At 61.5% G+C, this 25,503-nt stretch carries 24 protein-coding genes; 10 read left to right on the forward strand and 14 right to left on the reverse strand.

Annotated features, from left to right (window positions below; all coding sequences use genetic code 11):
* Window positions 1–2: 2 nt before the first annotated feature.
* Window positions 3–578, reverse strand: coding sequence for a polysaccharide biosynthesis/export family protein (locus FHT79_RS20580; RefSeq protein ID WP_097595104.1), 576 nt, complete (start codon window positions 576–578; stop codon window positions 3–5).
* 192 nt (window positions 579–770) lie between these two features.
* On the opposite strand from FHT79_RS20580, the gene FHT79_RS20585 reads away from it, so the two are divergent.
* Window positions 771–2,936: a Wzz/FepE/Etk N-terminal domain-containing protein gene (locus FHT79_RS20585; protein WP_097595105.1), complete on the forward strand. Its 2,166-nt coding sequence runs from the start codon at window positions 771–773 to the stop codon at window positions 2,934–2,936.
* Between the two features lie 107 nt (window positions 2,937–3,043).
* Here the strand turns inward: FHT79_RS20585 and FHT79_RS20590 are convergent, their stop codons facing one another.
* Entirely contained in the window at window positions 3,044–4,285 is a 1,242-nt protein-coding gene (locus tag FHT79_RS20590) for a GNAT family N-acetyltransferase (RefSeq protein ID WP_183904004.1), read from the reverse strand.
* 118 nt (window positions 4,286–4,403) lie between these two features.
* Window positions 4,404–4,613, reverse strand: a complete 210-nt coding sequence (locus FHT79_RS20595) for a DUF2842 domain-containing protein (RefSeq protein WP_047616460.1) — start codon at window positions 4,611–4,613, stop codon at window positions 4,404–4,406.
* A 115-nt stretch (window positions 4,614–4,728) separates the two neighbouring features.
* On the opposite strand from FHT79_RS20595, the gene FHT79_RS20600 reads away from it, so the two are divergent.
* Window positions 4,729–5,832, forward strand: a complete 1,104-nt coding sequence (locus FHT79_RS20600) for a COX15/CtaA family protein (protein WP_183904005.1) — start codon at window positions 4,729–4,731, stop codon at window positions 5,830–5,832.
* An 18-nt stretch (window positions 5,833–5,850) separates the two neighbouring features.
* Here FHT79_RS20600 and FHT79_RS20605 read toward each other — a convergent pair whose 3' ends face one another.
* From FHT79_RS20605 to FHT79_RS20635, 7 genes are all read right to left on the reverse strand, one after another.
* Window positions 5,851–6,642 (reverse strand): sulfite exporter TauE/SafE family protein, encoded by a 792-nt coding sequence (locus tag FHT79_RS20605; RefSeq protein WP_183904006.1) that lies wholly within the window; start codon window positions 6,640–6,642, stop codon window positions 5,851–5,853.
* Window positions 6,643–6,822: 180 nt separating this feature from the next.
* Window positions 6,823–7,755 (reverse strand): N-acetyl-gamma-glutamyl-phosphate reductase, encoded by a 933-nt coding sequence (gene argC / locus FHT79_RS20610; RefSeq protein WP_183904007.1) that lies wholly within the window; start codon window positions 7,753–7,755, stop codon window positions 6,823–6,825.
* Between the two features lie 61 nt (window positions 7,756–7,816).
* The gene (gene speB, locus FHT79_RS20615; protein WP_183904008.1) at window positions 7,817–8,779 is read right to left on the reverse strand and encodes an agmatinase; all 963 of its coding nucleotides are present in this window, start codon (window positions 8,777–8,779) and stop codon (window positions 7,817–7,819) included.
* Between the two features lie 223 nt (window positions 8,780–9,002).
* Window positions 9,003–10,151, reverse strand: coding sequence for a CmlA/FloR family chloramphenicol efflux MFS transporter (cml, locus tag FHT79_RS20620; protein WP_183904009.1), 1,149 nt, complete (start codon window positions 10,149–10,151; stop codon window positions 9,003–9,005).
* A 355-nt stretch (window positions 10,152–10,506) separates the two neighbouring features.
* Window positions 10,507–10,974 carry a 30S ribosomal protein S9 gene (gene rpsI, locus FHT79_RS20625; protein WP_047616469.1) on the reverse strand — a complete coding sequence of 156 codons (468 nt, stop codon included), beginning with the start codon at window positions 10,972–10,974 and terminating at the stop codon, window positions 10,507–10,509.
* 2 nt (window positions 10,975–10,976) lie between these two features.
* Complete coding sequence (gene rplM, locus FHT79_RS20630) at window positions 10,977–11,441, reverse strand: 50S ribosomal protein L13 (RefSeq protein ID WP_012483399.1); 465 nt, start codon at window positions 11,439–11,441, stop codon at window positions 10,977–10,979.
* Between the two features lie 315 nt (window positions 11,442–11,756).
* On the reverse strand, window positions 11,757–12,656 hold the full coding sequence (locus FHT79_RS20635; protein ID WP_183904051.1) for a LysR family transcriptional regulator: 900 nt from the start codon (window positions 12,654–12,656) through the stop codon (window positions 11,757–11,759).
* A 73-nt stretch (window positions 12,657–12,729) separates the two neighbouring features.
* Here FHT79_RS20635 and FHT79_RS20640 point away from each other — a divergent pair, with 73 nt between their 5' ends.
* Complete coding sequence (locus FHT79_RS20640; protein WP_127430630.1) at window positions 12,730–12,960, forward strand: DUF1127 domain-containing protein; 231 nt, start codon at window positions 12,730–12,732, stop codon at window positions 12,958–12,960.
* A 99-nt stretch (window positions 12,961–13,059) separates the two neighbouring features.
* Window positions 13,060–13,890 (forward strand): enoyl-CoA hydratase, encoded by an 831-nt coding sequence (locus FHT79_RS20645; RefSeq protein ID WP_183904010.1) that lies wholly within the window; start codon window positions 13,060–13,062, stop codon window positions 13,888–13,890.
* A gap of 1 nt (window position 13,891) precedes the next feature.
* Here the strand turns inward: FHT79_RS20645 and FHT79_RS20650 are convergent, their stop codons facing one another.
* Together FHT79_RS20650 and FHT79_RS20655 are read right to left on the reverse strand one after the other, a co-directional pair.
* A complete protein-coding gene (locus FHT79_RS20650; RefSeq protein WP_047616474.1) occupies window positions 13,892–14,728 on the reverse strand; it encodes an EamA family transporter in 837 nt (278 codons plus the stop codon).
* Between the two features lie 478 nt (window positions 14,729–15,206).
* On the reverse strand, window positions 15,207–15,530 hold the full coding sequence (locus FHT79_RS20655) for a hypothetical protein (protein ID WP_063474297.1): 324 nt from the start codon (window positions 15,528–15,530) through the stop codon (window positions 15,207–15,209).
* Window positions 15,531–15,651: 121 nt separating this feature from the next.
* Here FHT79_RS20655 and FHT79_RS20660 point away from each other — a divergent pair, with 121 nt between their 5' ends.
* The 4 genes from FHT79_RS20660 to FHT79_RS20675 all read left to right on the forward strand — a co-directional run bounded on the left by FHT79_RS20660 (window position 15,652) and on the right by FHT79_RS20675 (window position 20,203).
* Complete coding sequence (locus FHT79_RS20660) at window positions 15,652–16,080, forward strand: CoA-binding protein (RefSeq protein WP_048338657.1); 429 nt, start codon at window positions 15,652–15,654, stop codon at window positions 16,078–16,080.
* A gap of 117 nt (window positions 16,081–16,197) precedes the next feature.
* Window positions 16,198–17,481 (forward strand): O-acetylhomoserine aminocarboxypropyltransferase, encoded by a 1,284-nt coding sequence (locus FHT79_RS20665; protein WP_047616478.1) that lies wholly within the window; start codon window positions 16,198–16,200, stop codon window positions 17,479–17,481.
* Window positions 17,482–17,499: 18 nt separating this feature from the next.
* Window positions 17,500–17,850 (forward strand): cupin domain-containing protein, encoded by a 351-nt coding sequence (locus FHT79_RS20670; RefSeq protein WP_183904011.1) that lies wholly within the window; start codon window positions 17,500–17,502, stop codon window positions 17,848–17,850.
* 223 nt (window positions 17,851–18,073) lie between these two features.
* Complete coding sequence (locus FHT79_RS20675; RefSeq protein ID WP_183904012.1) at window positions 18,074–20,203, forward strand: bifunctional diguanylate cyclase/phosphodiesterase; 2,130 nt, start codon at window positions 18,074–18,076, stop codon at window positions 20,201–20,203.
* 20 nt (window positions 20,204–20,223) lie between these two features.
* On the opposite strand, the gene FHT79_RS20680 is transcribed toward FHT79_RS20675, so the two are convergent.
* Together FHT79_RS20680 and FHT79_RS20685 are read right to left on the reverse strand one after the other, a co-directional pair.
* Complete coding sequence (locus FHT79_RS20680; RefSeq protein ID WP_183904013.1) at window positions 20,224–21,468, reverse strand: cytochrome P450; 1,245 nt, start codon at window positions 21,466–21,468, stop codon at window positions 20,224–20,226.
* A 56-nt stretch (window positions 21,469–21,524) separates the two neighbouring features.
* Window positions 21,525–22,778 carry a GGDEF domain-containing protein gene (locus FHT79_RS20685; protein WP_183904014.1) on the reverse strand — a complete coding sequence of 418 codons (1,254 nt, stop codon included), beginning with the start codon at window positions 22,776–22,778 and terminating at the stop codon, window positions 21,525–21,527.
* A gap of 391 nt (window positions 22,779–23,169) precedes the next feature.
* Here FHT79_RS20685 and clpP point away from each other — a divergent pair, with 391 nt between their 5' ends.
* Together clpP and clpX are read left to right on the forward strand one after the other, a co-directional pair.
* Window positions 23,170–23,799, forward strand: coding sequence for an ATP-dependent Clp endopeptidase proteolytic subunit ClpP (gene clpP / locus FHT79_RS20690; protein ID WP_003573944.1), 630 nt, complete (start codon window positions 23,170–23,172; stop codon window positions 23,797–23,799).
* 303 nt (window positions 23,800–24,102) lie between these two features.
* Window positions 24,103–25,380 carry an ATP-dependent Clp protease ATP-binding subunit ClpX gene (clpX, locus tag FHT79_RS20695; RefSeq protein WP_003573940.1) on the forward strand — a complete coding sequence of 426 codons (1,278 nt, stop codon included), beginning with the start codon at window positions 24,103–24,105 and terminating at the stop codon, window positions 25,378–25,380.
* Window positions 25,381–25,503 lie beyond the last annotated feature (123 nt).

The raw sequence follows: 25,503 nt of genomic DNA on the forward strand, positions 1-25,503 counted from the left end.
GCTCAGAAGAGCCGTTCGCGAACGTAGATCGTGTCGCCTGCGATGATCGGGCCCGATATGTTGATGCGGCCGGTCAGCACCTGTCCGTTGATCTTGCGGGTGACGTCGACCATGCTCTGGTTGGCGCGGCTGCTGAAGCCGCCGGCAACCGCGATGGCATTCTGCACCGTCATGCCGGGAACATAGGCATACTGGCCGGGCTGGCCGACTTCACCCATGATGAAGATCGAACGGTAGCGATCGACATCGATGGTGACGTCGGGATCGCGAAGATAGCCTTGCTGCAGTTTCTGGGCGATCTGCCCCGAGAGTTGCTGCAGGGTTCGGCCGCGGGCAGGGACCTGGCCGATGAGCGGGAAGGCGATATAGCCGGCTTGATCCACCGTATACGTGTTGGTCAGGCTCTGCTGGTCGAAAACGGTAACACGCAACCGATCGCCGCTGTCGAGCGTATAGGGCTGGATGGTCGCCTCGTTGAAGGCCTTCGGAGCCGGCTTATACGTCGTGCAGCCGCCCAGTGCTGCCGTCATGGCTGCAAGGCTCAGGGCCAAAAAGATCTTGGGCTGGACGAAAGACATCCGTTTGTGCTCACAGAAAATGAACTCGGTGCAGTCGTTATCGATCCGTTAGGGTTAATGCCCGGTAAAGGACGCTTGCAATTTCCCGGTATCCTTGATCGATCGTCGCTCCTCTACTTGGCAAGGTCGCCATTAACCGTTGAGTTACCATGGTCGTTTACGCTTGCGGCACCTTTGTTGTGGAGTAAGAGCATGTCCAGCGTAGCTCGTGATCAGGATGTGGACATCGACCTCGGCCAGTTGGCCCGCGCGGTCTGGGCGCGCCGTCTGCGGATTTTGACGATCACCCTCGTGGGGGCGGGCGTCGCCTTTGCCGGCGCAAAGATCATGTCGCCGCAATATCGCAGCGAAACGCGCATCCTCATCGAACCCCGTGCGCCGGCCTTTGCCAACACCCAGCAGGTTAACGACGCCAGCGCCGGTCCGCTGATGGATGAACTCAACATCGCCAGCCAGGTGCAGCTCCTGCAATCGGCCGATCTCCTCAAGAAGGTGATCAACGACCTGAAGCTCTACAACCTGCCGGAATTCGACGATGCCGCCAACGGCTCGGCGATGAGCAGCATCCTGGTGAAGCTGCACCTGAAAAAGAACCCGCTGGAGAATCCGCCGGAAGAGCGTGTCATCGATGCCTTCGTCGAGCGCCTGCAGGTCTATCAGGTACCGGGTTCACGCGTCATCGGCATCAATTTCACCTCCAAGGACCCGAAACTCGCCGCCGCAATTCCGAACGCCATGGCGAATGTCTACCTTTCGACCCAGAGCGGCGCCAAGCTCGATTCCAACTCCGAGGCGACCCGCTGGCTGGAGCCGGAGATCGAAGGCCTGCGCCGGAAGGTCAGCGAAGCCGAGAAGAAGGTCGCCGAATACCGCACCTCGCACGGGCTGTTGCAGACGAACGGCACGACCACTTTTCCGGCGCAGCAATTGAACGATATCTCCGCTGAACTGACCCGCGTCAGGGGCGACAAGGCCAATGCCGAGGCGAGGGCGCAGGCGGTGCGCAATGCGCTGTCTTCGGGCGAAGCCTCCGATACGCTGCCCGACATCATGTCCTCGCAGGCGATCCAGCGGCTGAAGGCGACAGAATCCGGCCTGCAGTCGCAGATCTCCGATCTGCAGACCAGTCTTCTCAACAACCATCCGCGGCTGAAAAGCCTGCGTGCGCAACTCGCCGATATCCGTACCCAGATCCGCCAGGAGACGCAGAAGATCCTGACGAGCATCGAGAACGAGTCCAAGGTCGCAGATCTCCGCGCCAGCGAACTCGAGCGCCAGTCGGACACGGTGCAGGCCACCAGCGCCCGCGCCGGTGAGGATGAGGTCGGTCTCAATGCGCTGGAGCGTGAGGCCAACGCCCAGCGCCAGCTGCTCGAAACCTATCTGGTGCGCTATCGCGAGGCCGCCTCCCGCGCCGACAGCAATTCGAGCCCAGCGGATGCCCGCATCGTGTCCAGGGCCGTCGAGCCGGTCGATCCCTATTTCCCCAAGGTGGTGCCGATCGTCGTCGTCGCTGCCGTCGCGACGCTGATCATGAGCGCCATCATCACCATGCTGGCCGAACTTTTCAGCGGCCGGGCGCTCCGCCCGGTGGATGCGTCCCCGGAGGCAATCGAGGCGGAAGCAGCCGTCGAGGAGAAGCATGTGCCGCAGGCCGCTCCGATCGCCGCAGCAGTCAGAAAGCCCGTGCAGCCGAGCATGCTCGCCGTGGTCGCGGACGAGGATGAGCCGGTAGCGGCCGTGGAGGCTGCCGAGGCGCCGGAGGACGACAATGAATTCTCCATCGCCTCCGTTGCGGATTATCTGACCGGCAGCCGTGCGCCGCTGGCAATTGCCATATCCCCGACCGGTGACAATGGTTCGGCGGCGACGGTTTCACTGACCCGCACGCTCGCCGACGCCGGCCGCCGCGTCATCCTCATCGATATGACCGGTTCCGGCTATCCCACGGAACTGATGGTCGAGGATCAGGCCGCCCTTGGCGTCACCGATCTGCTTTGCGGCGAAGCCGCCTTCGGCGACACGATCCACAGCGACCGCCTGTCCGATGCCCATCTGATCCCCCAGGGCCAGAGCGACGTGCGCCGGGCCATGCGCGGTGTCGACCGGCTGTCCTTGCTGCTCGATGCGCTTGCCGCCGCCTACGACCTCGTGGTGGTCGAATGCGGTTCGGCCGATGTCGCCGGCGTCTCGCGGCTGACGCGCAGCCGCGACGTCGAGATCATCCTCTCGCTGCCTGAAGTCGAAGAGACCATCTTCGTTGCACTGATGACGGAATTCCAGGCTGCGGGCTATGAGCGCGTCGTGCTGATGTCGGGCGGCGAAGGGGCCGAGCAGGAGTTCGGCCGGGCGGCCTGAACGGTTGAAGCATGTCGCGCAAAAGTGTGCCGCGGTTTTGCGGCAACGACATGCGTAAAAACAAAAGGATAGAGCGGTTCTGCGTTTCAGTTAAAAGCTGAACCGCTCTAGCCAATTCGTGCCCGGACGCCCTGGGCGAATCTATAAAGCTTCGGGCGCGCCTTGATATGGGCCTTGCCGCGGGTGACGACCCGGTGGGCGGCGCCGGCGAGAACGCCGAACCGCGAGACCGGCAGCACCACGTCGTAGTGGGCGGTCTCCACAGGCGCCCAGGAGCGCTTGTAGGTCTGGTCGCCGAGACCGAAATCGAACATCGCGACACCCTTGCCATGCAATCCCGAAATGGTCTGCCAATAGAGGAATTCGCCGGGGCTGGTATCAGGCACGAGCTCTTCATCGATCGCGCCGAACTGGCAGATGATGTGGTCACCCTTGCGCGAGATGCCTGCTATCGCGGCGATCCTGCCCTCAAGCGCGCCCTTGAGCCGGAGCACCTGCATCTGCAGCCCGAAATACTGCCTGCTGTCATCCACCCTGTCGAGCAAGCCATGCAGGAAGACCTGCGTTTCCCTGTCGGCGAAAACGTCGGGCAGGCCGAGACTGGCAAAGCGGGCGCTCTTCAGGCGGAAAAAGATATCGAGCAGGCGATGCTGCTCTTCCGATGTCTCGGGAATGACGTATTCGAAGCCGCCGGCCGCCTCGAGGCGCTTCGACTGAACACGGAATTTCTTGCGCCGGTTCTTGGCGTTGAGCTGCTTCAGCGTTTCCTCGAAAGTCGAGAAGAACGGCAGCTGGTAGGCATGATTCTGGTTCTGCACCATCGGCAGTCCGGTGAGTGGGGTCTGTCGCCCCCGCCATTCCAGCGGAATGTTCTGCAGCAGCAGCAGATCGGCTTGGCCCCTGAGCGCCTGTTGTAGCTGGCCGGCGAACTTGCCGGCATCGATGGAACCGCCGCTTTCCGCAAAACTCTCGGAGAACAGGCCGGTATTGATGTTGCTGTGATCGGCACCGATGAACTTCGCGATCGCCAATCCCCGGGACTTGACGATTTCGACCGGCAGAATGAAAGCCGTCTGGCCGGCATGGGTGCCTTTGAGGATTGCAAGCGGCCGCTGGAAGGCGCTCACCCAGGCGGCGCACCAGTCGTAGCTTTGATGGAGTGATTGCAGATTGTCGCGCTCCAGAGCCCGCCAGTCATCTTCCAGCGGCTGCATCGCGTCGAAGACGTCGATGTCGATTTCAGCCATGGCGAGTTTCATGCTCAGCTGGCGCAGGCGCGACATGGCCGTATCGGCCAGCGCCACCTTGTCGGACGGCTGTTCATGGACATCGAGCTTTTGCGTCTGCACGGTTTTCTCCGGTCAAGAATGCTGAACGGGAAAGTAGGTATGACAGACGTATATTTGGTTTAACCGCAGGCGATGGGCGAGGTTTTCCGCGCATCACGGTTATTCGGCCGTTAATGACCTACCGCTGCGGCGGCCCGGCCATCCATTTGATGATTACCATCGCCGGCAAAACCCAGAGCAGGCCGGTGAGAAAGAAATAGAGCAGATGTCCCCACCAGGGCGCGTTGCCGAGCGTTGCCACCGCGATCGTGTTCGCCACCAGCGCATAGACGAGTACGAGCACGATGATGAGGATCGTGCCGATGAATTTGCGGAGGCGGACGGGCATCGGTTATCTCTCGGCATGGAGGGGGCGAACCGGCGCGACGGCATGCCGCAAAGGTTCGGGGCTTGTTTTGCATGAGCCGGTGGGGCAAATCAACTGCCGGATAGAAGGAGACATCATGGCCGTCGCAAACCCGATCATGGAACAGGCGATCCTGAGCGAAGTGCGCAAGCAGAATCGCGACCGCCGCGCCTTGCGCTTCTGGCTCGGCTTCGTGCTTTTGGCGCTCTTCTGTCTCGTGCTCGTCGGCGGCGCCACGCGGCTGACCAATTCCGGCCTGTCGATCACCGAATGGAAGCCGATCCACGGCGTCATCCCGCCGCTGTCGGCTGCCGAATGGGAGGAGGAATTCCGCCTCTACCAGCGCATTCCCGAATTTCAGCAGCTGAACAGTTCGATGACCGTCGATGAGTTCAAGGGCATCTTCTGGTGGGAATGGGCGCATCGGCTGATCGCCCGCGGCATCGGCGTGATCTTCGCCCTGCCGCTGATCTATTTCTGGCTGACGGGGCGGATCGAAAAGCGCCTGCGCTGGCCGCTTCTGAGCATCCTGGCGCTCGGCGGCCTGCAGGGTTTTATCGGCTGGTGGATGGTGTCTTCGGGCCTTTCCGTCCGCACCGACGTCAGCCAGTACAGGCTCGCCACGCATCTCGTCATGGCCTGCCTGATCTTTGCCGGCTGCATGTGGATCATGCGCGGTCTCTCCAGACATTCCGACGATCCGCCGCCGGCACGAAGCTCGCGCGCCTTTGCCGCCGCGATCGCCATCTTCTCGCTGTTCCAGATCTATCTCGGCGCGCTGGTGGCGGGGCTCGATGCCGGTTTTTCCTACAATACCTGGCCGCTGATGGATGGCGCCGTCATCCCCTCCGATTTGCTGATCCAGCAGCCCTTCTGGATCAATGCCTTCGAGAACCCGAAGACGGTGCAGTTCATCCACCGCATCGGCGCCTACACGCTCTTCGCATTGACGCTGATCAACATGGTGATTGCCCTTCGCGCGGCATCCTGGACCACCCATGCACGCCGCGCCGTGCTGCTTTTCGCGCTGGTGACGCTGCAGGCGGCGATCGGCATCGCCACGCTGCTGATGCAGGTGCCGCTTCACTGGGGCCTGCTGCATCAGGCCGGTGCGCTGGTGGTTTTCGGCTTCGCCGTCGCCAACTGGCGCGGCTTTTACGGCGAATATCCGCACGGCACGATGATCGCCGAACGCGATTGATGCCGGCGCTGCCGGGTTCTACCGCAGCACCCCATCGAGCAGCGGCATGCCGATGATCGCGGCGGCCGCGATCAGGACATAGCAGGCGATGCGGAAGGTCCTTTCTTCGGCAAGCCCGAATAGTTTCGAGCCGCCGTAGAGCCCGACCGCATAACTCGGCAGAATGACGACGGTGAGCGCGAAGACGGCAGGCACGAACAGCCCGCCGAAATAATAGCTGATGGCGCTGAAAACGCTGGAAATCGAGAAATAGAGCACGACATTTGCCCGGACGCGGGTGAAGTCGCTCTTGCCGCCGAGCCAATAGGCGACAACCGGCGGTCCGCCGAGCTGCGCGGCGCCGCTGAAAAGCCCGGCGATCAGCCCGACGCCGCTGGTGAGCGGCGCGGACGCCTCCCCGTGGTAGCGCCATCCCGATATCAGCAGCGCAAGCAGGCAGATGGCGATGATCGTGATGCTCCAGCGTAGGAGCAGCGGGTCGAGGAACGCCAGTATCGCCGTGCCGGCCGGAATGCCAAGCGCAGCACCTGCCGCCATGACGAAGACCTCGTGCCGGTTGGCGCCGCGCCAGGCCGGCGGGATCATTCCGAGTGAGGCAATGCCGTCGATGACGAGCAGGATCGGTGAGATCAGCTTCGGCCCGACGATCGCGCCGCCGAGCGGAACGAAGATCAGTGCGGCGCCGAAGCCGGAAAAGCCCCGGGCGAGCCCGGCGATGAAGGCAAAGACCATCAGCGCATAGATGCCTTGGTCGGGCAGGGCGGCGGTAAACCATGCGTGCACGCCATCGACCAGCGCATCGAGCGTCATGACATCAGGCTCCGTGATTCGGGAAAGGCAGGCGAGGAAGGTCCGCTCTCATAGCCCAATCGTTGCCGATGATCGAGCCAAAAGCAGAACTGCGGCCGCAGAGGCGGGCGGCCGCGAGATCATGATGATGAGATCGACGAGAAGCTTGAGCGGCATCACGTCGATGCCGCTGCTCACGCCTTACGAGGCGAGCATCAGGTCCATGTTCTGGACGGCGGCGCCGGAAGCGCCCTTGCCGAGATTGTCGAGCAGCGCCACGAGGTTCACCTGCGAAGCGCCTGGTGTGCCGAAGACGAAGAGCTTCATCGTGTCCTTGCCTTCGAGTTCGACGGCGTTGATACGGGCGAGCGCCTTGCTTTCGGCCAGCGGCACGACACTGACGATATCCTGGCCGGCATAATGGGCGACGAGGGCGGTATGGATGCTCTCCATCGTCGTGCCCTCGGCGAGATCGTCGAGATGCAGCGGCACCTGCACGATCATCCCTTGAGCGAACTTGCCGACCGAGGGCGAGAAGATCGGCGCGCGGTCGAGCAGGCCGTGCACGGTCATCTCCGGCACATGTTTATGGGTCAGCGGCAGGCCGTAGAGGAAATGCGGTGCGGTGATCGCATCCGGGTGATCCGGGTTCTCCATCTGCGCGATCATCTGCTTGCCGCCGCCGGTATAACCTGAGACCGCGTTGACCGTGACGGGATAACCGTCCGGCAGAATGCCGGCGGCGCGCAGCGGCCGAATGAGGCCGATCGCGCCGGTGGGGTAGCAGCCGGGATTGGCGACGAAACGGGCGGCCTTGATCCTATCGGCCTGCGCGCCGTCCATCTCGGCAAAGCCATAGGCCCAGCCGGGATTGACGCGGAAGGCGGTCGAGGTGTCGATGACGCGCACATTGTTGTTGGCCGAAACCATCTGAACCGCTTCCTTCGACGCGTCGTCGGGCAGGCAGAGAATAGCGATATCGGCGCTGTTCAGCATGTCCTCGCGCAGGGCGGCGTTGCGCCGCTCGGCTTCGGGAATGGACAGAAGCTCGACATCGTGGCGGCCGGCCATGCGCGTGCGGATCTGCAGACCCGTCGTGCCGTGTTCGCCGTCGATGAAGATTTTCGGTGCCATGTTAAACCTGCGCTTTCAATGGGTTCTGAAGGTTTCCGGATTCAGTTTGAGCGATGATAAGTCAGCCTTGTGACACGGCGATGGCGCGTCGCTCGGCATGAAGCCCCAGCATATACATCGCCACCGTTGCCCCCGCAATGGCGGTGATATCGGCATGATCATAGGACGGCGATACCTCGACGACATCGGCGCCGCGGATATCGAGCTGGTGCAGGCGCTGCAGCACGGAGAGGATCTTGGCGCTCGACGGCCCGCCGGCCACCGGCGTGCCGGTGCCAGGCGCAAAGGCCGGATCGAGGCAATCGATATCGAAGGTGAGATAGGCCGGCGCCCCGCGCGTATGGGTGATGATCGCCGAGGCGATGTCGCCGGCACTCATCTCCTCGACCTGATGACCGTAGAGAATATTGACGCCGCAATCCTCCGGCGCGTGGGTGCGGATGCCGATCTGGATCGAGCGGTCGGGATCGATGATGCCTTCGCGAGCGGCCCGCGCCACGAAGGAGCCATGGTCGATGCGCCGTTCCTCGTCGAACCAGGTGTCCTGGTGCGCGTCGAACTGCACGAGCGCCAGCGGACCGTGCTTTGCCACATGGGCTTTCAGCAGCGGCCAGGTGACGTAATGATCGCCGCCGAGCGTCAGCAGGAAGGCGCCGCTGTCGAGGATGACATTCGCCTGGCGCTCGATGGCGGCAGGCGTATCCTGATGATTGCCGTAGTCGAGCAGGCAGTCGCCGTAGTCGATCACCGCCATGTCGGCGAAGAGATCGCGGTGGAAGGGATATTGCGCATCATTGTCGAAGATCGCCGAGGCGCGCCGGATCGCCTGCGGCCCGAAGCGCGTGCCCGGCCTGTTCGATGTCGCGGCATCGAAGGGAATGCCCCAGACGGCGACGTCGACGCCGGCGAGCTCCTTGGTGAAGCGGCGGCGCATGAAGGACAGCGCGCCGGCAAAGGTCGGGTCGCTGGCGGCGGAAGTGAGGCTGGTCGCCGTGAAGGCGTGGTCAATCGATCTGTTCGCCAAGTCATGCTCCTTTTTTCGGTCGCAAAACCATAGTCGCGTTCGGTGCGGACGCTGCGTTGCATGATCACCGTTCGACGCCAAAGCGTCGGGTGGCGGTCTCGCGAAGGAATTGGCTGATCCCTTGCGCGCAGAAAGGGGTAGGCGAGCTGCGGGCAGATTTCAAGCCATCGATCGGATGACGGCCGCCCGGTCCGGTCGAGCGGCCGTTCTTGACCATCTGCTGTCAGGCCCGCTGCCGCAGCGACCACAATCCGGCGAGTGTCGCCAGCGCGCTCGCTGAGATATAGCCGACGAGCGGCCAGGCGCTGTCACCGCCGAGCAGAAGCACGAAGACCGTTCCGGCAAAGCCGACAATGATGCTCTCGATGCAGAAATAGAACGCTACCGCCGTTCCTGCCGTATCGCCAAAGGCCTCAAGCGCGCCATTGGCGGTCACCGCCGTCGCAAGGACGATGCCGATCGCGATGATCCACATCGGCACGACGAAGCTGACAAATGAGGGCTGCAGAAACAACTCTCCAAAGGCAAGCAGCGTGGCGCCGAGAAGCAGCGTCGCCATGCCTCCGGCAAGGCTGCCTGCAATCCCCCAGCGCATGACCAAGCGTTTGGCGAAAGGCGCGGTCACGACCATCACCAGCGCTACCGTGGCAAAGGCAACGCTGAAGCCGATGCCGGAGAAACCGGCTCTGTCGATCAGGACGCGGGGTGCCGTCGAGAAGAAGACGAAGAAGGCACCCATCGCCGTGCTGAAGCCTGATGTATAGACCCAGAAGGGAAAGCTCCTGAGGATCGGGCGAAGGGCGATCTTCGCGGTGATGGCAGGCCGGGTTTCATGCCACCGAAAACCGGCATTGAAAAGGGCGGCAACCGAAAGGAGGCCGATGACGAGGAAGATGGCCCGCCAGCCGAAGCGATCCGCGATCAAGGCTCCGGCGATCGGGCCCAGTGCCGGCACGAAGGAGAGGATGGAGCCGAGCAAGCTATAGATCGTGCTGCTTTCGGGACGTCCGGCGTAGACGTCGCGCACTGTTGCGAAGGTTGCGACGAGGGCCGCCGATGCACCGACTGCCTGCAGCAATCTCCAGGTCACGAAAAGCGGTGCCGACGAGGTGCCGGCAAGCAGCAAGGAGGAAGCGGCAAAGAGTGCCGTGCCTGCGAGCAGGACAGGCCGCCGTCCGACAATATCGGAAATCGGGCCGAAGATGATCTGCCCGGCGCCGAGCACGAGCATGTAGAGACTGAGGGTCAGTTGGATGACGGCCGGCGAGGTGCCGAGTGCCTCGGGCATGATCGGCACAATCGGCAGATAGATATCCATGGCAAGCGAGGTCAGGATGTCGAAAGGCGCCATCAGCAGCAAGGCTGCCGGCATGGAATAGGTTCAGCGCTGGATTTTGGGATAAGACATGGGGAAGCATCCGCTCAAATGATTTCATTCGGCGGCGATCTGTCTTTTCATCAGTATCGGAATTGGCCGGACAGACGCCGCAACAACAGGGCAGGGTTGTTGCGGCCTATTTGTCTGCGGACTTGGTTGTTCCCATCATGCGACCCTGACTGCGGCTTCGCTCATTCGCGAAGCGCCTTGCCCAGTTTCTACCAGCAGAGTTTCTACCAGCCGAACCGAAATGCGACAATGGCAGCCGGCACGCTTCCGCCTGGGTTAAATAGCGCAAACAAAAAGGCCGGGTTTCCCCGGCCTTCGTAATTCCATTTGTCCGAAGCGATTAACGCTTGGAGAACTGGAAGGAGCGGCGGGCCTTTGCCTTGCCGTACTTCTTGCGTTCGACGACGCGGCTGTCGCGGGTCAGGAAGCCGCCCTTCTTCAGCACCGAGCGCAGGCCCGGTTCGAAGTAGGTCAGCGCCTTGGAGAGACCGTGGCGAACAGCGCCGGCCTGGCCGGACAGGCCACCGCCGGCAACGGTTGCGACGATGTCGAACTGGCCGTCACGGGCAGCCGCAACGATCGGCTGGCGCAGGATCATCTGCAGCACCGGACGGGCGAAATATTCCGCGAATTCCTTGCCGTTGATGATGATCTTGCCGGAGCCCGGCTTCACCCAGACGCGGGCGACGGCGTTCTTGCGCTTGCCGGTCGCGTAGGAGCGGCCGAGCGAATCGACTTTGCGGACGTGGGCCGGAGCAGCAGCTTCGGAAGCCGTGCCGAGATCCTTCAGGGAGGAGAGGTCAGCCATGATCAGGCGCTCCTTACGTTCTTTTTGTTGAGCGCGGCAACGTCGAGGGCGACCGGCTGCTGGGCTTCATGGGGATGGTTGGAGCCGGCGTAAACGCGCAGGTTCTTCATCTGGCGACGGCCGAGCGGGCCACGCGGAACCATGCGTTCGACGGCCTTTTCGAGGACGCGCTCCGGGAAGCGGCCTTCGATGATCTGGCGTGCGGTGCGTTCCTTGATGCCGCCGGCATAACCGGTGTGCCAGTAGTAGACCTTGTCGGAATACTTCTTGCCGGTGAAAACGACCTTGTCGGCATTGATGACGATGACGTTGTCGCCGTCGTCAACGTGGGGCGTGAAGGTTGCCTTGTGCTTGCCGCGCAGGCGCATAGCGATGATGGAAGCGAGACGGCCAACGACCAGCCCTTCGGCGTCGATGATCACCCACTTCTTCTCCACCTCTGCAGGCTTCTGGGAGAAGGTTGCCATAGTGAATACTCTCTTTTGGGACCCTTGGCCCTAGGGCTTAAAGGGCGTTTCTTGTTGCTTGGATTGGCAGGCGCGAGGCATGCCAAAAAGAAAGCAGCCCGGACAGGCTGCGTTCTGGCGCGGTGTATAAAGGGAATGTGACATCGGGTCAATATCGACTCTTCCGACACCTGTAAAAAATTCCAAGCGAAAACAATATGTTATATATGTGGCATTGTGATACCTCACATTTGTTAGGTCGTGAACTGGGGAGGCTGACGTTTTTTATCTCGTCGCTGCCGGCTTTTGAAACCGCATCCCGCGGTCGAAAGCGGCCTAACCTTTGAACTCGCGCAGGCATTTCATCATTTCGCGAAGGCCGCGTGTCAGATGTTTGTCCCGGCGCAGCACCATGCCGAGGCGGCGCGTGAGCTGCGGATTCAGCGATGATGCCGTGACCAGGCCGGCGCGTTCGCGCTTCAGCGCCAGTCCCGGCAGGATCGACCAGCCGAGCCCCACCGCCACCAGTTCCTTGATTGCCTCGATGCTGCCGAACTCCATCGCGGGGCGGATTCTGGTATTGGGAGCAGCCAGCCACGCATCGATTGCCCGCCGCGTATTGCCTCCCTCGTAAAGCAGCAGCGTCCTGTCGCGCATGAAGGCGGCGTCCGGCCCGCCTTCGGGAATGAGACTGCCTGCGGGAGCGACGGCCAGCAGTTCCTCCTCGTAGAAGGGTTCGATCTCGAAGTTCCGTCCCGATGCCGGCAGGGCGATGACGGCGATGTCGAGGCTATTGTCCTCCAGATCGCGCAGAACGTCGTCGGCATCACCGATGCGCACGGTGATTTCGAGGCCGGGCATGCGTTTTCTGGCGGCGGCGATGGCGCGCGGCAGCAGATGGATCGACGCCGTGCCGCCGCTGCCGATGCGCACGCGGCCGCTTGCGCCATCTCTGTACGGCAGCATCGCTTCTTCCGCCGCCGCCGAATCCTGCAGCAGGCGTCGTGCATGCGCGAGAAGATCGAGACCTGCCGCGGTGGGCTGCGCCCGTCGCCCGACGCGCTCGATCAGCCGGACACCGAGCCGCTGTTCGAGGCCCTTTACCTGCAGGCTGACGGCTGGTTGCGTCAGGCCCTCCTTGTCGGCTGCAGCCGTAAAGCTTCCGAGATCGGCAACATTGACGAAGGTCGCGAGTTGATCGAGGTTGAGCGCCATGTCAAAGAAATCCTTATGCATATCATAATATCTATAAGCTTCTTTCATGGCGTCTTCCAGCGCATCTTTCATCCGTTGAAGGAAGGAAGAACAGATGGCTTTGGAAACAAGCGGGATCTTTGTGGCGCCTCGCGATATCGTTCGATCGAAACTGCGCCGCCTGGCGCGTTGGGGCCTGCGGCGGGTGGCCGTCATCGAACATCATCTCGAAAAGCGTCGTAGCCGCCGCACGCTGTCCGAACTCACCGACGACGAGCTTCGCGATGTCGGTCTGACGCGTGCGCAGGCAAGTGCCGAGGCATCGAAGTCGTGGTTCTGGTCCTGACGGCAGCGGCTTACGCGCGGAGTGCGGATCCTGCTCGAAATTGCCAGCGCCTTGTGGCAAAACGTCTGCTGGAATCGAGCGGGCGCAGGGAGCAGCATCATGGCCGAAATCGTATCCTTCCCGGACGCAGCCAGGGCAGAAGAGTGCGGATTGCTGACCCGCTCGCTGCGCGACGGCGTGCTGCGGTTGGTGCTCAACAATCCGCCGGCCAATGTGCTTTCGATCGCGCTTCTCGAAGCGCTGATGCACGAGCTGGAGACGGCCGAGGCGGATTCGGATGTGCGCGTCGTCGTCATCGCTTCGACCGGCAATGTCTTTTCCGCAGGGCATGATCTCAAGGAACTCACGACCCATCGCGCCGATGAAGATCAGGGGGCCGGCTTCTTCGAAAAGTCCTTCCGGCTCGCTGCCGATCTAATGCTGAAGATCGCCCATCTGCCGAAGCCTGTCATCGCCGAGATCGACGGGCTTGCAACGGCTGCCGGCTGTCAGCTGGTTGCCTCCTGCGATCTGGCGATCTGCACTGACAGTTCGACATTCTGCACGCCGGGCGTCAACATCGGCCTGTTCTGTTCGACGCCGATGGTTGCCGTTTCCCGTGCCGCGCACCGCAAGCAGGCAATGGAAATGCTGCTGACCGGCGAGACGATCGACGCCTCGACCGCCAAGGATTTCGGCCTCGTCAACCGCATCGTGCCAAAACAGTATCTGGTGCAGGTCGTGTCCAAATATGCGGCGGTGATCGCCAGCAAATCGCCGATGGCGCTGAGGATCGGCAAGGAAGCCTTCAACCGCCAGCTCGAACTGCCGGTGGAGGCGGCCTATGATTATACCGCCAAGGTGATGGTCGAAAACATGCTGACGCAGGACGCGCAGGAAGGGATCGGCGCCTTCCTCGGCAAGCGTATGCCGGAATGGAAGGGCGAATGACTCACGCCAGTTTCAGAACCAGTCCGCCGATTGCGATAACCACGCCGGCGACGTAGCGCCAGATGCTGGCCTTTTCCTTGAAGACGGTGATCGAGATCACCAGCGCAAAGAGGATCGCGGTTTCGCGCAGAGCGGCGACGGTCGCGACCGGGGCTTTCGTCATCGCCCAGAGCGCCAGCCCGTAGGAAGCGATCGAGCCGGCGCCGCCGATGAGGCCGCGCCACCAGTTGCGACGGACGTGGCGCGCGACGGCGGCAGCGCCGCGCTGCGACGCTGCCCAGGCAAACAGCAGCACCGGCGGCAACAGCGACATCCACAAAGTGTAGGAAACCGCATTGCCGGAGATGCGTGCGCCGATACCGTCGACATAGGTGTAGCTGGCGATGACGCAGGCATTGGCAAGCGCGAACATGACGGCGCGGCTGCTGCCGCGCCGCGCCTCCAAAGCCAGCGTCAGCACCCCGGCCGAAATCGTCATCGTGCCGGCAAGAGCGCCCCAGGAAAGATCTTCCTTGAGGATGAAACCGCTTGTCGCGGCAATCAGCAGCGGTGCGCTGCCACGCATCAATGGATAGACGAGGCCGATATCGCCGGCGCGGTAGGCGGCGGCGACCAATTGAAAATAGGCGAATTGCAGGATGGCCGAGGCGCCGATGAACGGCCAGGCTGAGGCTTGCGGCAGCGGCAGGAATGCCAGGAACGGCAGCGCCGAAACCGCACCGCCGGCCGAGATCAGTGCCGCATCGAGGGATTTGTCGCTCCCCGCCTTGACGATGGCGTTCCATGTCGCGTGCAGCAGTGCGCCGAAGAGAACGAGCAGGATGACGTCGAGAGGCAAGGCAGTAAATCCGGAAAGGATGAGAAGAAGCGGAACACGCCTCGCTTCAGCGTTTCGAATTCCTGAAAAGACAACTGAGATTTGCACGAAAATGCACGGCGGCGGCCGCTTATGCGGTCATGTGTCGAATAGCATTCTTTCAGTAGGTGAACAATGGTGGCTCATTGGAGCAATTTTTACGTGCGCGCGACATGCGTTCAATCCAGGCGCTCCTTTCAACTATGAGATGTTTCTAATGGACATAAGAACATAGCGCGGCATTATCATGAACAAAAGGAGAAACAAGCTGTCGGAACTCGGAAGCAGATTATCCTATGCTGCTGAAATATAGATATTATTCTATAACTTTGACATAGGGGAAAATTAAAGCTTTTGATTGTGCAATCTTCAAAAAATCGCAGCGCGGGATTGAGCCCCAAACCTTTCGCAAGCGCGAAAGACGTATAGTTTCCCGCGGCCGTTACAACCGTTAAAACCATCAAAGTTGATGATGAGGAACGAAAAGCATCCCGTCAAGGTTGTCGATGTTCTGGCAGTTCAGGACCGGGCAGCGGGGATCGTCCTTCGAGGGAATATGCGTCCATTCCGCATAATCGGTCGCGTCGCAATAATTGCTGTTGCGGACATAGCGATCGTAGAGCGGCAAGCCGCGGGGAGACTGGTAGCGGAAGATGACGGCGCCCTGATTGTGGATGGCGGCGCGCACGCTGGCACAGCTCATGGCGAGCGGATTGTAGCGCGAGATCGCCAGCGCCGGCGATGCGGCAAGCACGAGCATGAGGGCAAGAGCGATTTTTTTCATCGAATCATCCTCAGGGAGTATCCAATTCATATATACGGAAAAGACGCCCAGCCGGTTTCACGGAAATGCAAAAAAACATGCGGGGCCGTGCTGAAGGGCTTTCGGGAGTGGAGACACGGACATGAATCACGACGCTTACACGGATGACTACCTCGCCGGAATCCTGCATTCGGTAAAGACCATCGCTCTGACCGGCGCTTCGCCCAATCCGGCCCGGCCGAGCAACGGCGTCATGGGTTATCTGCTGTCGTGCGGCTATGAGGTCATTCCTGTCAATCCGGGGCAGGCGGGTAAGCAGATTCAGGGCCGTACCGTGTATGCCCGGCTCGCCGACATTCCCGTGCCGATCGACATGGTCGACGTATTTCGCGCCTCCGAATATCTGGACGGGGTCATCGAGGAGGCGCTGGCGCTGAGCCCGCTGCCGAAGATCATCTGGTCTCAACTTGGTGTCCGCGACGATGCGGCGGCGGCAAAGGCGGAGGCCGTCGGTGTCAAGGTGGTGATGAACCGTTGCCCGGCGATCGAATATCCTCGTCTCATTGCCTGAGTTGCTGTTGGCGGAGACGGATTTTCCACGGAACGCCCGCGGGTTGAAACGGATCGCGATTAACTTTCGTTCGTGAGTGGTTATGATCCCGCTCGTCAGCAATAACGGGAGGACGACATGGCCAAGAACGATCCGGGATTCAACACGTTGGCGATCCATGCCGGCGCACAGCCCGACCCGGCGACCGGCGCGCGGGTAACGCCGATCTACCAGACGACCGCTTTCGTCTTCAATGATTCCGATCATGCCGCCGCCCTCTTCGGCCTGCAGGCCTTCGGCAACATCTACACCCGCATCATGAACCCGACCCAGGCCGTGCTCGAGGAGCGTGTCGCAGCGCTCGAGGGCGGCACGGCAGCACTTGCCGTCGCCTCCGGCCATGCAGCGCAGATGATCGTCTTCCACACCATCATGCGCCCCGGCGAGAACTTCATCGCTGCGCGCAGGCTCTATGGCGGCTCGATCAACCAGTTCGGCCATGCCTTCGAGAATTTCGGCTGGCAGGTGCGCTGGGCCGATTCCGACGATCCGGCAAGCTTCGAAAGCCAGATCGACGACAAGACGCGCGGTATCTTCATCGAAAGCCTGGCTAATCCCGGCGGCACCTTCGTCGATATCGCCGCCATTGCCGACGTCGCACACCGCAACGGCCTGCCGCTGATCGTCGACAACACGTTGGCGACCCCCTATTTCATCCGTCCGATCGAGCATGGCGCCGACATCGTCGTACATTCGCTGACGAAATTTCTCGGCGGCCACGGCAATTCCATGGGCGGCCTCATCGTCGACGGCGGCACCTTCGACTGGTCGAAATCCGGCAATTACCCGATGCTGTCGAGCCCGCGGCCGGAATATAACGGCATGGTCCTGCACGCGACGTTCGGTAATTTCGCCTTTGCGATCGCTGCCCGCGTGCTCGGCCTGCGCGATCTCGGGCCGGCGATTTCGCCCTTCAACGCCTTCCTGATCCTGACCGGCATAGAGACGCTGCCGCTTCGCATGCAGCGCCACAGCGACAATGCGATCGCCGTCGCCAAGTGGCTGAAGGCGCACAGCAAGATCGCCTGGGTGAATTATGCCGGCCTCGACGACGACCCGAACCATGCCCTGCAGCAGCGCTATTCGCCGAAGGGCGCCGGCTCCATCTTCACCTTCGGCGTCAAGGGCGGCTATGAGGCGGGCAAGACGCTAGTCGAGGGACTGGAGCTCTTCTCCCACCTCGCCAATATCGGCGACACCCGTTCGCTCGTCATCCATCCGGCCTCGACGACGCACCGGCAATTGACCGACGAGCAGAGGATCGCCGCCGGCGCCGGGTCTGACGTCGTGCGCCTTTCCGTCGGCATCGAGGACGTCAAGGACATCATCGCCGATCTCGAACAGGCGCTCTCGAAGATCTGAGATCAAAGGGGGGCCATAATGACCACGGCAAATTTCATCACCTTCAGCATCGACGGCGTCCAACCGGAGTTCGGCGCCCCGGAGCCAGACCGGATCATCTCGGGCGATCCGCAATTCCGTAGCTGGAACCTGGAGGAGGCCGAAGGCGGCCTCTATTCCGGTATCTGGGAGGCGACGCCGGGAAAGTGGCGGATTGTCTACGAAGAGTGGGAATATTTCAGCCTGCTCTCCGGCCATTCGATCGTGACGGAGGAGGGCGGCGAGCCGGTGCATCTGAAGGCGGGTGATCGGATGATCCTCAGGCCCGGCTTTAGGGGAACGTGGGAAGTCGTTGAAACGACTCGCAAGGATTATGTGATCAAGGTTTGAGCAGACCGACGCCGGCGACCCCGGGCCTGTCCCGGTTTGCGGCGATAATGGCCTGTTTTTCCGCCAATGACAGCGCTTCTTTGCCGGATAGAACGCTTTTAACCAATTCCATTAATCGGGCCTACATCGTCAAATGCTAGATCTGATCTGCAGCGCATTGCGGACATGATGTCTCCTGCCGTCTCACAGACATGGCCTTGCAATTAATCTTTGCGGAATTTGCATGTCGTCGAATCTTGCAGGTAGGCACGTTCGGACTCAGACGTCTTCCATCATTGCGACAACCGTCTGCTTCCTCGTCGTCGCTCTCGTCCTGACCGGCCTTATGGCTCATGTCGTCGTCAAGATGACCCGTTCGGCAAACGAGATCGATGATGCCAGGGCCAATCGCGCTGCCCGCGCCGCCATCGGCGCATTTGTGGCTCGCCTGGGTTCGACAACGACTGACAATGCCGTATGGGACGATGCCTATCGTGCGACCTCATCGCCGACCGCCGCCGATTGGGCCTATGAGAATTGGGGAAAAACCAGCGAGGATTACGCGCTCTATGACGGCGCGATCGTCATCGGCCCTGACCGGTCTTCGGTTGTCTCGGCCTATGCCAAAGGCAAGCCCTTCCAGCCGAGCGCGTTTTTTGGCGAAACCTTTGATCAGCAGATCAATGCGGCCGCCGATCCTGGGCGGGCGCCGGTGGTCAATTTCATCAAGACCGAGAGCGGCGTCGCGCTGATCGCCTCGCAGGCAATCCAGCCGTTCGAGGCGAGCGGCGAGCTTCCGAAGCTCAGCACGTTGAGCTTCTACAAGGACATCACACCTGAGGTTCTCGACGCGCTCTCGAACGAACATGAACTCGAAGGCCTGCACCTCGAGACGACGCCGAAGCCGGCGTTCCTGAACGCGCCGATCACGGACATGAAGGGGGCCGTCATCGGCTATCTCGTCTGGCCGAGCAAGGCACCTGGAAGCACGGTGTTTCATCAGGTTGCTCCTTATGTCGCGGCCGCTATCGCCATCCTTGCGCTGTTCCTGATCGGCGTTCTGATGGTTGGCGCGTCCGAGGCGCGACGCCTGCGCCAGTTGGCGCAAGCAGCACTTTTCGAGGCGGGCCATGATAGCCTGAGTGGCCTGTTGAACAGGCATGGGCTTCTCAGCCTGCTCGAAGACCTGGAGGATGTGGGCTCTACGCCACTCCGGCTCTATCTGGTCGACCTTGATGGCTTCAAGGCCGTCAACGATGCCTGGGGGCATGCGGTGGGGGACGATTTGATCCGGCTGGTCTCGAACGCGCTGACCGCCTGCCACCCCGAAGTCGTTTCCGCGGCCCGGCTGGGGGGCGACGAATTTGCATTGGTGCACGTCGGATCCGCTACGTGCGAAGACATGGAAAAGACCATTCTGGCGTTGTTTACCGAGCCCTTCAAAATCGACGGACGAACGATCGAAGTCGGCGCAAGCATCGGAGCGGCTGCGCTCAACGGAGACATTCCGCCTTTGGAGCTGCTCCGCAGAGCGGATATGGCCCTCTATCGCGCCAAGACAAATGGCAGGGGTCAGGCGATCGAATACGATCCTGAACTGGACCAGGAACGCCAACGCGTCGCCGAGCTGGAAGGCCTGTTGAAGCACGCCATCAGCAGTGGCGCGATCGAAGCCGTTTTCCAGCCTCTCGTCTCCGCCACAACAGGCGCTGTCACTGGTCTTGAGGCGTTAGCACGCTGGCGAACGGCGACGGGCAACATCAGTCCGGAGATTTTCATCCCCCTTGCCGAGAGATGCGGCCTCATCGATGCGCTTGGCGTTCATATGCTCAGAACATCGATCGAGCATGCCAAGAACTGGCCCGATCTGGCATTGTCAGTGAATGTTTCGCCGATCCAGCTCTGCAATCCGGAATTTGCCGCCGAAGTGATCTCGGTGCTGCAGGAACTCGATTTCAATCCAAGCCGGCTGACGCTGGAGATCACCGAAGGTGTCCTGATGACAAATCCGGACCAGGCGCGAAGATCGATAGATCAGCTCAAACGCGTCGGCATCAAGTTTGCGCTCGATGACTTCGGCTGCGGCTACGCCAGCATTGGCGCATTGCGGCAGTTCGGGTTTGATCGCATGAAGATCGACCGCTCGCTCGTGTCGGCTCTCGACGAAGGCGCAAATGGCGCCGATGTTCTTCGGGCGACCATTTCCCTGGCGACCGCCCTGCAGATTCCGGTGACCGCCGAAGGGATCGAGAATACCCGCCAGGCGGCGATCTTGCGCGACGCTGGCTGCGATCAGCTGCAGGGATATCTGCTTGGAAGACCTATGTCGGCACACGACATATCCAGCAAGCTGGAAGAAGAGTCAGCCGCATGACTTTCCAGGCGCGGCTGTGATCACCATTGCAGATCCAGCCGGTCCAGCCCGTGGAAATGGTAGACGTCCTTGACCACCGGCGTCTTTGACAGTTTGAGACCGGGAAGCCGTTCGAACAGGATCGGCAGCACGACATTGAGCTCCAGCCGGGCCAGCGGCGCGCCGATGCAGAAATGGATACCGGCGCCGAAGGAGAGGTTCGCCGCCTCGTTGCGGTCAGGCCGGAAGGTGAGGGGATCGCTGAATTTCGCCGGGTCGAGATTGGCGGCGGCGAGGATGAGGCTGACCTTGTCGCCGCGCTTGAAGGAGACGCCGTCGATTTCGGCAGGCTCCAGCGCCCAGCGCTGGAAGATGTGCACCGGCGCGCAGATGCGCAAGGTTTCCTCGACCGTGCGTTCCGTCGTCGCCTCGTCCCGGAAGAGTTCCGTGGGATCGCAGCCGCTGTCGAGGATGATGCGCACGGAATTGCCGATCTGGTGCACGGTCGCCTCATGCCCGGCATTGAGCAGCACGATCGTCGTCGAGACGAGCTCCTCCTCGGTCAGATATTGGCCCTTGTGCTCGGTATGGATCATGTGGGTAAGCAGGTCGTCGCGCGGCTCGGCGCGGCGTTCTGCGATCACCGTCTTGACGTAGTCGGAAAATCCCTTGGCCGCCCGTTCGGCCTCGTCCTCCTGCTCGCGCGTGCGGCCGAACATGTACATGCGGACATAGGCGTGCGACCAGGCAAGCAACTGCGGCCCCATCTCCTCGGGAATGCCGATCATCCGGGCGATCATCGTCACCGGGATGATGTCGGCAAAGGCCGAGAGCAGCTCGACCTCGCCCTTTTCCGCGAAGCCGTCGATCAGCCGGTTGGCGAGTTCGGCAAGCTCCGGTTTCATCTTCTCGACATGGCGGGAGACGAAGGCGCGGTTGACGAGCGTGCGCAGCCGCGTGTGCTCGGGCGGTTCGAGTTCGAGCAGAGAATACCGTTCCGAGAGATCGAAACTGGCAAGGTGCGGCATCGGCTCGGCAAGGCCGAGCTCCTCGCGGCTGGCGATATGCAGGATCTGCCGGCCGAAGCGGCGGTCGCGCAGCAGCGCGTTCACATGGTCGTAGCCTGTGAAGAACCACTGCTTCTGCTCGCTCCAGTAGAAGGTCGGGCAATGGGCATGAAGTGCTGCATAGACGGCATTCGGGTTGCCGTAGAAGGCCGGGTTGCGGCCGTCCAGCGAGACATGGCGGCGAGCCGGATCGATCGAGAGAAAGGACGGTATCATCATGTCCCGAGGCTTAGCGGATTTGCCAGGCCTCGGAAAGATGCGGGTGAAGAAGCGGGCTAGCCGGCCCGCGACAACGTGCCCATGCGCCGCAGGGCCTCGACCTGGTCGTCGACCGTCGGCACGAGTTCGCCGGCGGTGCTGCTCGGTGTGGCCGGTGCAGGGGCTGCGGCCTCCGTTTCGCCGAAGGTGACCGTGCAGTTGCGGCCGGCGGCCTTGGCGGCATAGAGCGCCCGGTCGGCAGCCGAGATCAGCTTGTCGATATTGGCTTCGATCGAGGAGGCGAGCGCGATGCCGATGCTGACCGTGACCGGGACGATCGCTTCGCCGGTGCTGACGGGAAGACGGCAGAATTCGGTGCGGATCGCTTCGGCGATCGCCTCGGCTTCCGTCTGGTCCGTGACCGCGGCGAAGGCTGCGAATTCCTCGCCGCCCATGCGGCCGAAGATGCTGTTCGGAATATACTGGCGGGCCATGCGGGCAAACGCGGTGAGCACGGCATCGCCCGATTGGTGGCCGAAACGATCGTTGACGCGCTTGAAATGGTCGAGATCGAAGAGCATCACTGCGACCTGGCGCTGCTCGTTATGGGCTTTTTCCTGGGTGGCGTCGAAATAGCCGAGCAGGCCGCGCCGGTTGAGCACGCCAGTCAGCGAATCGGTCAGGGTCAGCGCACGCAGGTGCCGTTCGGAGCGCTCCATGATCAGCCGGCAGGTGAACGCGAAGGCGATGGTCAGCAGGAAGGCGCTGGCCATGGCGGAGACGCCGCCGAGATTGGTCGCCTCGATGTCGCTCGGCAGCGTCAGCGCCGTCGTCAGCGCCGAGCCGAAGCACAGGCAGCCCTGGATGACGAAGACGCCCATCAGTTTGACGCGGGTGCGCTCGCGGCGCATGTCGCCGGCGGCGACCGCCATGGCGAGTGCCGTCGCACCTGTCGCCGAAGCGAGATTGTAGAGGACCACGCGGTTCGAATAATCGCTGTTGACCCAGGGCAGGAAAACCCCGGCCAGCCAGATGACCGGCGGCAGCAGCGCCCACCATTCGATCCTCTTGCGGTCGAGTGCGAGAAAACCCGCCACCCAGGCGCTCTGGCCGAGCAGCGCAATGGCATTGCCCGCCTCGATGGAAAGCACGCTGGGGATTTCGCTGCGCAACGCAATCATCGCAAAGCCGATGCCGGTCAGAAGGAAGCCGAGACCCCAATAGAGATAAGCCTCGTTCCTGACGTTGTGGCGCCAGGCGACGAACAGCACCAAAGCAAGCGTCATGGCCTCGGAACACCAGATGGCGAGACCTGTAGCAATATTGAACACGGCAGCAAACCCCTCGTCTGTCGGCCCTTTTCAGTTGGCTTGCATCCTTGCCGAGGAAGCTCGCCACTTCCTTAATGTCGCTGCGCTGCGGCATGGTTTTGGGCCGATATCTGCCGGTAGGCTTTCCGTTGGGTAAACGTGTATAAGCACGGTCGAATGGAGTAAGCCTTCCTTCATCCTGTCATGGAGAAAAACCGGGGGAGACAATGCCGAGGGCTCGCCGTTAACAGGCGTTTGGGGGAAAGAGGCTACCAGGAACGGCCTGGCCCCGCCTTCTTAACGTTATCCTCAGGCGTGTCTTGAAGAGGAGGGCAGGGACACTCTATGTAGGGATAAGACATTTTTCTTTGATTCCCGGCGCCGGCCGGCGAGACGTTGACAAAGGACGCACATGAGAAACCCAGTCGATACCGCTATGGCCCTCGTGCCGATGGTCGTGGAACAGACCAACCGCGGTGAACGCTCCTACGACATCTATTCCCGCCTGTTGAAGGAACGCATCATCTTCCTGACGGGCGCCGTCGAAGACCACATGGCGACGCTCGTCTGCGCCCAGCTTCTCTTCCTCGAGGCCGAAAACCCGAAGAAGGAAATCGCCCTCTACATCAATTCGCCCGGTGGCGTCGTCACCGCCGGCATGGCGATCTACGATACGATGCAGTTCATCAAGCCCGCGGTTTCGACGCTCTGCATCGGCCAGGCCGCGTCCATGGGCTCGCTGCTGCTGGCCGCCGGTCACAAGGACATGCGCTTCGCCACGCCGAATTCCCGCATCATGGTGCATCAGCCCTCGGGCGGCTTCCAGGGCCAGGCTTCGGACATCGAGCGCCACGCCCGCGACATCCTCAAGATGAAGCGCCGCTTGAACGAGGTCTATGTCAAGCACACCGGCCGGACCTATGAGGAAGTTGAAAAGACGCTCGATCGTGACCATTTCATGGATGCGGACGAAGCCCAGGGCTGGGGCGTCATCGACAAGGTTCTGACGTCGCGTCTCGAAATGGAAGGCGAACAGGCCTAGTAATTAATTGGGATGGTGTTTTTGTCGCCACAGTTCTATCCCATTTGTGATTGAACAAGGGCTTTCATCCGGCGACGAAGACGCTAATAGTAACTATTAATGCTATGTTGAATTTTTATGACATAGCATTCGGCATTCGAAGGGGAATTCGTTGCCGCCGGAACCCGGACATGATTGGTTGGGACCGGTTCGTACCCCCTGAAGCCCTTCTCGGCAAAGGCTCCGGAAACGGAGTGCCGCCAGGAGCTGATAGAGTGGACCGCGATTTCGCCTTGAAATGCGGCGTGCTGGAAGGAAAATGATATGAGCAAGGTCAGCGGCAGCAACGGCGGCGACTCCAAGAACACTCTCTATTGTTCGTTCTGCGGAAAGAGCCAGCACGAAGTCCGGAAACTGATTGCCGGACCGACCGTCTTCATCTGCGATGAATGCGTCGAATTGTGCATGGACATCATCCGCGAGGAGAACAAGTCCTCGATGGTCAAGTCCCGCGATGGCGTTCCGACGCCACAGGACATCATCAAGGTCCTCGACGAATATGTCATCGGCCAGCGGCAGGCGAAGAAGATCTTGTCGGTCGCCGTACACAATCATTACAAGCGCCTGGCGCACGCCTCCAAGAACGGCGAAGTCGAGCTGGCGAAGTCGAACATCATGCTCGTCGGCCCGACCGGCTGCGGCAAGACCTATCTTGCCCAGACGCTCGCCCGCATCATCGACGTTCCCTTCACCATGGCCGATGCGACGACGCTGACCGAGGCCGGTTATGTCGGCGAGGATGTCGAAAACATCATCCTGAAGCTCCTGCAGTCGGCCGACTACAATGTCGAGCGTGCGCAGCGCGGCATCGTCTACATCGACGAAGTCGACAAGATTTCGCGCAAGTCCGACAACCCGTCGATCACCCGCGACGTCTCGGGCGAGGGCGTGCAGCAGGCGCTGCTGAAGATCATGGAAGGCACGGTCGCTTCCGTACCGCCGCAGGGCGGCCGCAAGCATCCGCAGCAGGAATTCCTGCAGGTCGACACGACGAACATCCTGTTCATCTGCGGTGGCGCCTTCGCCGGCCTCGACAAGATCATCTCCGCCCGCGGCGAGAAGACCTCGATTGGCTTCGGCGCGACCGTCAAGGCCCAGGACGACCGCCGCGTCGGCGAAGTCCTGCGCGAACTGGAGCCGGAAGACCTGGTCAAGTTCGGCCTCATCCCCGAATTCATAGGCCGTCTGCCGGTTCTGGCGACGCTCGAGGATCTCGATGAAGATGCGCTGATCCAGATCCTGTCCGAGCCGAAGAACGCGCTGATCAAGCAGTATCAGCGCCTGTTCGAGATGGAAGACGTGGAACTGACCTTCCACGAGGATGCCCTGCGCGAAATCGCCCGCAAGGCGATCGTGCGCAAGACCGGTGCCCGCGGCCTTCGCTCGATCATGGAGAAGATCCTGCTGGACACGATGTTCGAACTGCCGACGCTGGAAGGCGTGCGCGAGGTCGTCATCTCGGAGGAAGTGGTGCGCGGTTCGGCCCGTCCGCTTTACATCTATGCCGATCGTCAGGAAGAAAAGGCCAACGCTTCGGCGTGATCTTGCTGCTTTCCTATGATTATTTTGGGGGCTTGCCATCGGCAGGCCCCTTTCTATTTGAAAAACCATGCGAGGCGCTGTTAGTATTTTGCCGGTGGGAACCGGAATTGCCTTTGCCGATGT

Source organism: Rhizobium sp. BK212 (assembly GCF_014197475.1).
Taxonomy (GTDB): domain Bacteria; phylum Pseudomonadota; class Alphaproteobacteria; order Rhizobiales; family Rhizobiaceae; genus Rhizobium; species Rhizobium anhuiense.